Origin of the sequence: Paracidovorax sp. MALMAid1276 (assembly GCF_049198005.1) — a bacterium.
Lineage (GTDB): Bacteria > Pseudomonadota > Gammaproteobacteria > Burkholderiales > Burkholderiaceae_C > Acidovorax.
In genome coordinates, this window is sequence record NZ_JBMIRS010000106.1 from 37501 (window position 1) to 48386 (window position 10886).

At 61.6% G+C, this 10886-nt stretch carries 8 protein-coding genes and 2 rRNA genes (1 of these 10 running past the window's edge); 9 read left to right on the plus strand and 1 reads right to left on the minus strand.

Annotated features, from left to right (window positions below; all coding sequences use genetic code 11):
* A 23S ribosomal RNA gene (locus ACOQFS_RS07560) occupies positions 1 to 2307 on the plus strand; it begins 571 nt to the left of the window's first position.
* Positions 2308 to 2458: 151 nt separating this feature from the next.
* Positions 2459 to 2571, plus strand: a 5S ribosomal RNA gene (gene rrf / locus ACOQFS_RS07565).
* Positions 2572 to 2863: 292 nt separating this feature from the next.
* Here rrf and ACOQFS_RS07570 read toward each other — a convergent pair.
* Positions 2864 to 3949: an MBL fold metallo-hydrolase gene (locus tag ACOQFS_RS07570; protein WP_421562284.1), complete on the minus strand. Its 1086-nt coding sequence runs from the start codon at positions 3947 to 3949 to the stop codon at positions 2864 to 2866.
* 122 nt (positions 3950 to 4071) lie between these two features.
* Here ACOQFS_RS07570 and ACOQFS_RS07575 point away from each other — a divergent pair, with 122 nt between their 5' ends.
* The 7 genes from ACOQFS_RS07575 to ACOQFS_RS07605 all read left to right on the plus strand — a co-directional run bounded on the left by ACOQFS_RS07575 (position 4072) and on the right by ACOQFS_RS07605 (position 10807).
* Positions 4072 to 4467 carry a MerR family transcriptional regulator gene (locus tag ACOQFS_RS07575; protein ID WP_421562285.1) on the plus strand — a complete coding sequence of 132 codons (396 nt, stop codon included), beginning with the start codon at positions 4072 to 4074 and terminating at the stop codon, positions 4465 to 4467.
* 120 nt (positions 4468 to 4587) lie between these two features.
* Positions 4588 to 4971 carry a PaaI family thioesterase gene (locus tag ACOQFS_RS07580; RefSeq protein WP_421562286.1) on the plus strand — a complete coding sequence of 128 codons (384 nt, stop codon included), beginning with the start codon at positions 4588 to 4590 and terminating at the stop codon, positions 4969 to 4971.
* A gap of 57 nt (positions 4972 to 5028) precedes the next feature.
* A complete protein-coding gene (locus tag ACOQFS_RS07585; protein WP_421562287.1) occupies positions 5029 to 6219 on the plus strand; it encodes an isovaleryl-CoA dehydrogenase in 1191 nt (396 codons plus the stop codon).
* A 37-nt stretch (positions 6220 to 6256) separates the two neighbouring features.
* A complete protein-coding gene (gene can / locus ACOQFS_RS07590) occupies positions 6257 to 6916 on the plus strand; it encodes a carbonate dehydratase (RefSeq protein WP_421562288.1) in 660 nt (219 codons plus the stop codon).
* Positions 6917 to 6968: 52 nt separating this feature from the next.
* Entirely contained in the window at positions 6969 to 8777 is a 1809-nt protein-coding gene (gene aceK / locus ACOQFS_RS07595) for a bifunctional isocitrate dehydrogenase kinase/phosphatase (protein ID WP_421562289.1), read from the plus strand.
* Positions 8778 to 8827: 50 nt separating this feature from the next.
* Complete coding sequence (locus ACOQFS_RS07600; protein WP_421562290.1) at positions 8828 to 10021, plus strand: acetyl-CoA C-acyltransferase; 1194 nt, start codon at positions 8828 to 8830, stop codon at positions 10019 to 10021.
* Between the two features lie 117 nt (positions 10022 to 10138).
* On the plus strand, positions 10139 to 10807 hold the full coding sequence (locus tag ACOQFS_RS07605) for an SDR family oxidoreductase (protein ID WP_421562291.1): 669 nt from the start codon (positions 10139 to 10141) through the stop codon (positions 10805 to 10807).
* Positions 10808 to 10886 lie beyond the last annotated feature (79 nt).

Below are 10886 nucleotides of genomic sequence, written 5' to 3' on the forward strand. Positions count from 1 at the left end.
CAGCGACTTACATTCAGTGGCAAGGTTAACCGAATAGGGAAGCCGTAGAGAAATCGAGTCCGAATAGGGCGAATTCAGTCGCTGGGTGTAGACCCGAAACCAAGTGATCTATCCATGGCCAGGATGAAGGTGCCGTAACAGGTACTGGAGGTCCGAACCGACTAGTGTTGCAAAACTAGCGGATGAGCTGTGGATAGGGGTGAAAGGCTAAACAAACTTGGAAATAGCTGGTTCTCTCCGAAAACTATTTAGGTAGTGCCTCAAGTATTACCTTCGGGGGTAGAGCACTGTTTAGGCTAGGGGGTCATGGCGACTTACCAAACCTATGCAAACTCCGAATACCGAAGAGTACAGCTTGGGAGACAGAGCACCGGGTGCTAACGTCCGGACTCAAGAGGGAAACAACCCAGACCGCCAGCTAAGGTCCCTAAAATTGGCTAAGTGGGAAACGAAGTGGGAAGGCTAAAACAGTCAGGATGTTGGCTTAGAAGCAGCCATCATTTAAAGAAAGCGTAATAGCTCACTGATCGAGTCGTCCTGCGCGGAAGATGTAACGGGGCTAAGCCAGTTACCGAAGCTGCGGATGTGCAATTTATTGCACGTGGTAGGAGAGCGTTCTGTAGGCCTGTGAAGGTGTCTGGTAACGGATGCTGGAGGTATCAGAAGTGCGAATGCTGACATGAGTAGCGTTAAAGGGGGTGAAAAGCCCCCTCGCCGTAAGCGCAAGGTTTTCTACGCAACGTTCATCGGCGTAGAGTGAGTCGGCCCCTAAGGCGAGGCAGAGATGCGTAGCTGATGGGAAACAGGTCAATATTCCTGTACCGATCAATAGTGCGATGTGGGGACGGAGAAGGTTAGCTCAGCCAACTGTTGGATATGTTGGTTCAAGCCTGTAGTCGTGCCTGGTAGGCAAATCCGCCGGGCTTAGATGAGGGGTGATAACGAGGCTGCTTGCAGCCGAAGTGAGTGATACCCTGCTTCCAGGAAAAGCCACTAAGCTTCAGCTATTGACGACCGTACCGCAAACCGACACTGGTGCGCGAGATGAGTATTCTAAGGCGCTTGAGAGAACTCAGGAGAAGGAACTCGGCAAATTGATACCGTAACTTCGGGAGAAGGTATGCCGCAAGTAGGTGAACTTGTACAAAGGGAGCCCAACGCGGTTGCAAAAAATCGGTGGCTGCGACTGTTTAATAAAAACACAGCACTCTGCAAACACGAAAGTGGACGTATAGGGTGTGACGCCTGCCCGGTGCTGGAAGATTAAATGATGGGGTGCAAGCTCTTGATTGAAGTCCCAGTAAACGGCGGCCGTAACTATAACGGTCCTAAGGTAGCGAAATTCCTTGTCGGGTAAGTTCCGACCTGCACGAATGGCGTAACGATGGCCACACTGTCTCCTCCTGAGACTCAGCGAAGTTGAAATGTTTGTGATGATGCAATCTCCCCGCGGAAAGACGGAAAGACCCCATGAACCTTTACTGTAGCTTTGTATTGGACTTTGAACAGATCTGTGTAGGATAGGTGGGAGGCTTTGAAGTGAGGTCGCTAGATCTCATGGAGCCAACGTTGAAATACCACCCTGGTGTGTTTGAGGTTCTAACCTAGGTCCATTATCTGGATCGGGGACAGTGCATGGTAGGCAGTTTGACTGGGGCGGTCTCCTCCCAAAGCGTAACGGAGGAGTTCGAAGGTACGCTAGTTACGGTCGGACATCGTGACGATAGTGCAATGGCATAAGCGTGCTTAACTGCGAGACTGACAAGTCGAGCAGATGCGAAAGCAGGACATAGTGATCCGGTGGTTCTGTATGGAAGGGCCATCGCTCAACGGATAAAAGGTACTCTGGGGATAACAGGCTGATACCGCCCAAGAGTTCATATCGACGGCGGTGTTTGGCACCTCGATGTCGGCTCATCTCATCCTGGGGCTGTAGCCGGTCCCAAGGGTATGGCTGTTCGCCATTTAAAGAGGTACGTGAGCTGGGTTTAAAACGTCGTGAGACAGTTTGGTCCCTATCTTCCGTGGGCGCTGCAGATTTGAGGAAGCCTGCTCCTAGTACGAGAGGACCGGAGTGGACACACCTCTGGTGTATCGGTTGTCACGCCAGTGGCATTGCCGAGTAGCTAAGTGTGGAAGAGATAACCGCTGAAAGCATCTAAGCGGGAAACTCGTTTCAAGATGAGATCTGCCGGGGCCTTGAGCCCCCTGAAGAGTCGTTCAAGACCAGGACGTTGATAGGCAGGGTGTGGAAGCGCAGCAATGCGTTAAGCTAACCTGTACTAATTGCTCGTGCGGCTTGACCCTATAACTTTGATAGCTACCCCAGCGCTACAACACAGCGCTGAAGCTTCAGAGTCTGTTATGCCAAGTTAGACGCAGTCAAAACACACAATCTGATTCCAGACTCTATGAATTCGCCAGGCAGTTCCAATGAACTGCCCAGCACCAAGTTATGCCTGATGACCATAGCAAGTTGGTCCCACTCCTTCCCATCCCGAACAGGACAGTGAAACGACTTTGCGCCGATGATAGTGCGGGTTCCCGTGTGAAAGTAGGTCATCGTCAGGCTCTTACAGCCCAGAAAACCCCAGCATTCAACCAATGCTGGGGTTTTTTGCTTTCGGCGATGCGTTCACCTGATGTGCCCATCACTACGTCCATGTCGTTGACCTTGTGAACTTGTCAGTCAAGCCACTGAGAAGTGCTCGGTGGAGCAAGTGACCGAGGGATCTCGCGAATTAGCGGTGGCGGCGCCATGTATGCGGACCAAAGGCACTGCGACGTGGGTAAGCTCAGGAGGGGGCGCAATCCATATCCACCAGCTCTCAGCCGCAGGGATAACCCACCGCGGGCCTGACCATCAAGGCGTTGCGCGTTGGGCCGCTGTGAACCGCAGCACGCCATCAGTCCCCGCCGCCCGTTCCACCCGTCCTTCTCCCCACAGGTAATGCAGGTGCGCCAGCGCCTCGCCCATGGCAAACGTCATCTGGTGGGTGTCGAGCGTCCGGCGAAAAAGAATGGGCAGGACGTCTGCAGCGCTCAGTGCCCGGGTTTGTGCGGCCTCCAGAATATCTGCGAGACGGTCCTTGTGATGCCCTTGCAGCTGGGCGATGCGTGTGGCCAAGCCTAAGAAAGGCTTCCCATGCGAAGGAAGTACCAGGGTCTCTGCGGGCAGATCCCGATAGCGCAAGAGCGACGTGAGGAACAGTTCCAGGGGGTTCGCCTCGGGCTCCGTGGCATGCACGCTCACGTTGGTGGAGATGCGGGGCAGCACCATGTCGCCGCTGAGCAGAATGCCCAGCTCTTCGCAATACAGGGCGATGTGCTCCGGGGCATGCCCGTAGCCGCTGATGCACCGCCAGGACCGACCTCCAACGTCGACGGTGTCGCCATCCATCATCCGGCGAAAGCGCTCAGGCAGTGCGGGGACCAGCGTGGGGAAGTAGGATGCCCGGCCGCGCACATGGCTCAAAAACGCTTCGTCATCAGCCCCATGCAGCGCATAGAAATCGGCGCCCGCCTCGCCCCCAAAACCGTGGGGGTCATAGACCGCAACGCGGGCGACGTTGTAGTCAGTGGCGCTGATCCACAACCGGACGTTCCAACGCGCGCACAGCCAATGGGCCAGCCCGATATGGTCAGGGTGCATGTGGGTCACGATGACGCGAAGCACCGGCAAGCCCTCAAGGCTGGACTTGAAGATCTGCTCCCACTGTGCACGGGTGGAAGCGCTGTCGATACAGCAATCCACCACCGTCCAGCCCTCCACCATGGCCCCAGATGCATCGGGATGCCGGTCGCGCAGCAGCCACAGGTTGATGTGGTCCAGTGCAAACGGAAGCGCCATGCGGATCCACTTGATGCCGGGAGCGACCTCGATGGTCTGGCCTTCCGGGGGCAGTGTGTCGCCCATCGGGTAGTGGATCTGATGCTCGAGTGGGTTCATGGAAGCAGCCTGATGGGTTAGCATTGACGTTAACGTAAACGTCATTCACCCAAGGCATTGTAGGCATGCGCGGGCGCCGCCCTGTCTCCTGCGCGAAACCCGCTCTGCCGCGGCAGCACTCCATGGCCCACACCTACACGATCAGCGACCTCGCCAAAGAGTTCGACCTCACCACGCGCGCCATCCGCTTCTATGAAGACATGGGCCTGCTGCAGCCCGAACGCACCGGCCCGGCAGGCCGCAATCGCGTCTACAGCGCCCGCGACCGCACGCGCTTGCGCCTCACGCTCCGGGCCAAGCGCCTGGGCCTGTCGCTCACCGAGGCGAAGGAAATCATTGACCTCTACGACAGTCCCCGCGACACCGGCGTGCAATTGCGCAAGTTCCTCGATGTGCTGGTATTGCACCGAAAGCAGCTGGAGGAACAAATGGCCGACCTGCGGGCCAACCTGGAAGAGGTTCTGGATCACGAGGAAGAGGCGCGCGCCCTGCTGATGAAGGTGGAAAAGCAAAACTGATCCATAATTGACGTTTACGTAAACGTAAATCAGGAGACTGTTTTGAACGCCACCCCTTTAGAGCCCCGCAGCGCGCGGTACGCAGACCGTGTGCGCAGCAGTTTTTCCCGCCAGGGGGCCATGCAGACGCTGGGCGCCCGCCTGGCCCGTATAGAGCCGGGTGCGGTGGACATCGAACTGCACTGGGCCGAAGCGCTCACACAACAGCACGGCTTCCTGCATGCAGGCATGGTGGCCACCGCGCTCGATTCGGCGTGCGGCTATGCGGGCTTTACCCTGATGGCCGAAGACGCGGCCGTCTTGACGATCGAGTTCAAGATCAATTTGCTCGCCCCGGCAAAGGGGGAGCGATTTCGCATGGAAGGCCGGGTGATCAAGCCGGGTCGAACCATCACCGTGTGTGAAGGCCGTGCCATTGCCGTGGACGGCAACGACGAAAAGCTGGTCGCCACCATGAACTGCACCCTCATGTCCGTGACCGGGCGCGAAGCGATCCAAGGCTGAGCCGCTCTCCCCCCCCAACTCAACCCAATCTAAACCATTCCTCCGAGGAGACATTCCATGAGCATCCCCGCCAACCTGCCCGGCCTCAACTTCCAGTTGGGCGAAGACATTGACGCCCTGCGCGACGCGGTGCGCGACTTTGCCCAGGCCGAAATTGCGCCGCGGGCGGCAGAGATCGACAAGAGCGACCAGTTTCCCATGGACCTGTGGCGCAAGATGGGCGATCTGGGTGTGCTCGGCATCACCGTGCCAGAGCAATACGGCGGTGCCGCCATGGGCTATCTCGCCCACATGGTGGCCATGGAAGAAATTTCGCGCGCCAGCGCCTCCGTGGGTCTTTCGTACGGCGCGCACAGCAACCTGTGCGTAAACCAGATCAACCGCAACGGCAACGAGGCGCAAAAGGCCAAATACCTGCCCAAACTCATAAGTGGCGAACACGTGGGCGCGCTGGCCATGAGCGAGCCCGGCGCAGGCTCGGACGTGATCAGCATGAAGCTCAAGGCCGAAGACAAGGGCGGCTACTACCTGCTCAACGGCAGCAAGATGTGGATCACCAATGGCCCCGACGCCGACACGCTGGTGGTGTATGCCAAGAGCGAGCCCGAGATGGGCGCGCGCGGCGTGACCGCCTTCCTGATCGAAAAAGGCATGAAGGGCTTCTCGATCGCGCAGAAGCTCGACAAGCTCGGCATGCGTGGCAGCCACACCGGCGAACTGGTGTTCCAGGATGTCGAAGTGCCGGCGGAGAACGTGCTGGGCAGCGTGAACGGCGGCGCCAAGGTGCTGATGAGCGGCTTGGACTATGAGCGCGCCGTGCTCACCGGCGGCCCGCTGGGCATCATGCAGTCGGTCATGGACAACGTGATCCCTTACATTCACGACCGCAAGCAGTTCGGCCAGAGCATTGGGGAGTTTCAGCTCATCCAGGGCAAGGTGGCCGACATGTATACCGTGCTGCAGGCCGGCCGTTCGTTTGCCTACACCGTGGCCAAGAACCTGGACATGCTGGGCACCGACCATGTGCGCCAGGTCCGCAAGGACTGCGCCAGCGTCATCCTGTGGTGTGCCGAGAAGGCCACCTGGATGGCCGGCGAAGGCGTGCAGATCTTCGGCGGCAACGGGTACATCAACGAATATCCGCTGGGCCGCCTGTGGCGTGACGCCAAGCTGTACGAGATCGGTGCCGGCACCAGCGAGATCCGCCGCATGCTGATCGGCCGCGAGCTGTTTGCAGAAACCTGCTGATCTGCCGATCCACCGTTTGAAAGAGCCTCGACCCACCATGACCACCTCCATCGAAGACCTGTTTGTCCACAACCGCGCCTGGGCGGCCCAGATGGAGCGCGAGCGCCCCGGCTTCTTCACCGGCCTGCTGGCGCAGCAAAAGCCCAAGTACATGTGGATCGGCTGCTCGGACAGCCGGGTGCCGGCCAACCAGATCACGGGCCTGGAGCCTGGCGAAGTCTTTGTGCACCGCAACGTGGCCAACGTCGTGGTGCCCACCGACCTCAACTGCCTGTCCACCATCCAGTACGCGGTCGACCAGCTGCGCGTGGAACACCTGATGGTGGTGGGCCACTATGGCTGCGGCGGCGTGCTGGCCGGCCTCGAGGGCATGCGCGTGGGCCTGGCCGACAACTGGATCCGCCACGTGTCCGACGTGCGTGACCGCCACCGCGACCTGATCGCATCCGTCGAGCCGCAGTGGCGCCACGATGTGCTGTGCGAGCTGAACGCCATCGAACAGGTGGTGAACGTGGCCCAGAGCACGGTCATGCTGGACGCCTGGGGCCGGGGCCAGAAGGTGACGCTGCACGGCTGGTGCTATGGCCTCAAGGACGGTCTCATCAAGGACATGCACATGACCGTGGACAGCACCGAAGGGCTGGAGGCCATCTACAAGGCGGCCATCGACGGGGTGGCCGCCGTGAAGCGGCAGTAACGCGGCCGCACATACACCGCAGTCCGCGCACAGCCACCACGCCCGGCCCGCCATGTTTCCGCAGCGCCTGGATGCACCCGAGGCCTATGGCATTGCCAAGGCGATGATGGACGGCTTCAACCGGCACTACCGGTTGTTCCGCACCGAGTCCGCGCGCGCCAAGCACCGTTTCGAGACGGCCGACTGGCATGGCCAGCAGCGGGCGCAGCGCGAGCGCATCGAGTTCTACGACCTGCGGGTGAAGGAATGCGTGCGTCGCCTGGCCAAGGAGTTTGGCGCGGGCGAGCTGCCCATGGACGTGTGGCACCAGGTCAAGCTCCACTACATCGGCCTGCTGGTCAACCACCACCAGCCCGAGCTGGCCGAGACCTTCTTCAACTCGGTCACCTGCAAGATCTTGCACCGCACGCATTTCCACAACGACTTCATCTTTGTGCGGCCTGCGGTGAGCACCGAGTACATCGAGAACGACGAGCCCGCCGCGCGGCCCACCTACCGGGCCTACTACCCCAGGCGCGACACGCTCCACGAAACGTTCCAGGCCATCATCGAGAACTTCCAGCTCCAGCGCGACTTTGCCGACCTGCCGCGCGACACGGCCTGGGTGGTGGCCGCCATGCGCAACCGGCTGGACAAGGTCAAGCTGCGCACCAACTTCCAGGTGCAGGTGCTCACCAGCCTGTTCTACCGGAACAAGGCCGCCTACGTGGTGGGCAAGGTCATCAACGGCTTTCATGAAGTGCCGTTTGCGCTGCCCATCCTGCACGACGACAACGGCAAACTCTGCATCGACGCCGCCTTGTTTGGCGAAGACGACCTGCAGATGCTGTTCAGCTTTGCGCGCGCCTACTTCATGGTGGACATGGAGGTGCCCAGCGCCTACGTGCAGTTCTTGCGCAGCCTCATGCCGCGCAAGCCGCGTGCCGAGATCTACAACGCCCTGGGCCTCGCCAAGCAGGGCAAGACGCTGTTCTACCGAGACTTTCTCTACCACCTGAAGCACTCCACCGACCGGTTCCGCATCGCGCCCGGCATCAAGGGCATGGTCATGCTGGTGTTCGACCTGCCGAGCTTTCCGTTCGTGTTCAAGCTCATCAAGGACCACTTCCCGCACCAGAAGGACACCACGCGCGAGCAGGTCAAGGCCAAGTACCTGCTGGTCAAGCAGCACGACCGCGTGGGCCGCATGGCCGACACGCTGGAGTACAGCGAGGTGGCCTTCCCGCGCGAGCGATTCGACGATGCGCTCATTGCCGAGATCGAGAAGTTCGCGCCCAGCCAGCTGGAGATCAGCGACCGCGATGGCGACGGCCAGACCGAGGTCATCATCAAGCATCTCTACATCGAGCGGCGCATGATCCCGCTCAACATCTACCTGCAGGAGGCCTTCGACACCGGCCTGTCCGACCCGCGCGCGCGCCAGCAGATGGAGCGCAGCGTCATCGAATACGGCAATGCCATCAAGGACCTCGTGGCCGCCAACATCTTCCCTGGCGACATGCTCTGGAAGAACTTCGGCGTCACGCGCAATGGCAAGGTCGTGTTCTACGACTACGACGAGATCGAGTACCTCACCGACTGCCACTTCCGCCGCGTGCCCGCGCCGCGCAACGAAGAGGAGGAGATGAGCGGCGAGATCTGGTACAGCGTCGGCCCGCGCGACGTGTTCCCCGAGACCTTCGGCCCCTTCCTGCTCGGCAACGATGCGGTGCGCGAGGTCTTCATGCAGCACCATGCCGACCTGCTCGACGCCGCGTTCTGGCAGTCGCACCAGGCGCGCATCCGGGCCGGCCACATGTTCGACGTATTCCCTTACGACGCCGACCGGCGCTTCGTGCCGACCACCGCGGAGCCGCAGTAGCCGGCCCGCACCGCCAACCCTTCCACCCCCCCCATTTCAGGAGACCTTTCATGACTGCATCCTCCCAAGACCCCATCGTCATCGTCGGCGCCGCACGCACCCCCATGGGCTCGCTGCAGGGCGACTTCGCGAGCCTGGCTGCGCACGACCTGGGCGGCGCCGCCATCCAGGCCGCCATCGAGCGTGCCGGTGTGTCGCCCGACGCGGTGGGCGAAGTGCTGTTCGGCAACTGCCTGATGGCCGGCCAGGGCCAGGCGCCAGCGCGCCAGGCGGCCTTCAAGGGCGGGCTGCCCAAGGGCGCGGGCGCGGTCACGCTCAGCAAGATGTGCGGCTCGGGCATGAAGGCCGCGATGATGGCGCACGACATGCTGCTGGCGGGCGCGCACGACGTGATGGTGGCGGGCGGCATGGAGAGCATGACCAATGCCCCTTACCTGCTGCAGAAGGGGCGTGGTGGCTACCGCCTGGGCCATGACCGCATCTTCGACCACATGATGCTCGACGGCCTGGAAGATGCTTACGAACCCGGCCGTAGCATGGGCACCTTCGGCGAGGACTGCGCCGCCAAGTACCAGTTCACGCGCGAGCAGCAGGACGCGTTTGCCACCGCCAGCGTGCAGCGGGCCAAGGCGGCCACCGAATCTGGCGCCTTTGCGGCCGAGATCGTGCCCGTGACGGTGAAGGACCGCAGCGGCGAGCGCGTGGTGTCGGTGGACGAAGGTCCCGGCAAGGTCAAGCTCGAAAAGATCGCCTCCCTGAAGCCTGCGTTCAAGAAGGACGGCACCATCACCGCCGCCTCCAGCTCCAGCATCAACGACGGCGCCGCAGCGCTCGTGATGATGCGCGAGTCCACCGCCAAGAAGCTGGGTTGCAAGCCCCTGGCCCGCATCGTGAGCCACGCCACGCACGCCCAAGAGCCCGAGTGGTTTGCCACCGCCCCGCTGGGCGCCACGCAGAAAGCGCTGGCCAAGGCCGGCTGGGAAGTGAGCGACGTGCAGCTGTGGGAGATCAACGAGGCCTTCGCCGTGGTGCCCATGGCGCTGATGAAGGAACTGAATCTGCCGCACGACAAGGTCAACGTGAACGGCGGCGCCTGCGCACTGGGCCACCCCATTGGCGCCAGCGGCGCGCGCATCATGGTCACGCTGATCCATGCGCTCAAGGCCCGTGGCCTGACCAAGGGCCTGGCCACGCTGTGCATCGGCGGCGGCGAGGCGACGGCCGTGGCGCTGGAGCTGGTGTGATGCAAGGCGCCCGCGCCTGCGAGCGCGTGCGCCGGTGCCTCTACCTGTGAATGCTTCAATATTGATAGCTGTCAGCGCTTGATGGTAAAGCGCTGACGGCCAATTTGACTCAAAAATATGAACTCCATCCTTGTCATTGGCGGGTCCCGGGGCATTGGCCTGGAGCTGGTGCGCCAGTACACCGAGGCGGGCCGCCGCGTGATCGCCACCGTGCGGGACGACGCAGGCCGCGAGCGCGTGCGGGCCCTGGGCGCCGAGGCGCTGACGGTGGATGTGGCCAACCCGGCGAGCGTGAGCGGCCTGGCCTGGCAGCTCGATGGCGAGAAGATCGACACCGCCTGGTACGTGGCCGGGGTGATCCGCCGCCCGAACGCGCTCACCCCACCCACGCAGCAGGACTTTGACGCCGTCATGCACACCAACGTGCTGGGCGCGATGCAGGCCATCCCGCAGGTGGCCCCTCTGGTGGCCGAGGCCGGTGGCGTGTTCGCCTTCCTCTCGTCCTCCATGTCGCAGATCGGCAGCGTGCCGAACAGCGGCTCCTGGCTGTACCGCACCAGCAAGGCCGCGCTCAACATGGCGGTGGCGGCAGCCCAGCATGATTACCCCGGCGCCACGCTGGTCACCATCGACCCCGGCTGGGTGCAGACCGACATGGGCGGTGACAGCGCGCCGCTGACGGTGGAGGGCAGCGTGCGCGGCCTGCGCAGCACGGTGGCAGGCCTGACGCCCGCCGACAAGGGCCGCCTGCTGCACCACGACGGCCGCCGTGCCGCGCACTGGTGAGAGCTTGAATTCCAACCCGCCCGTTCACGCTGAGCCTGTCGAAGCGCAGCGCGAGGCTTCGACAGGCTCAGCCCGAACG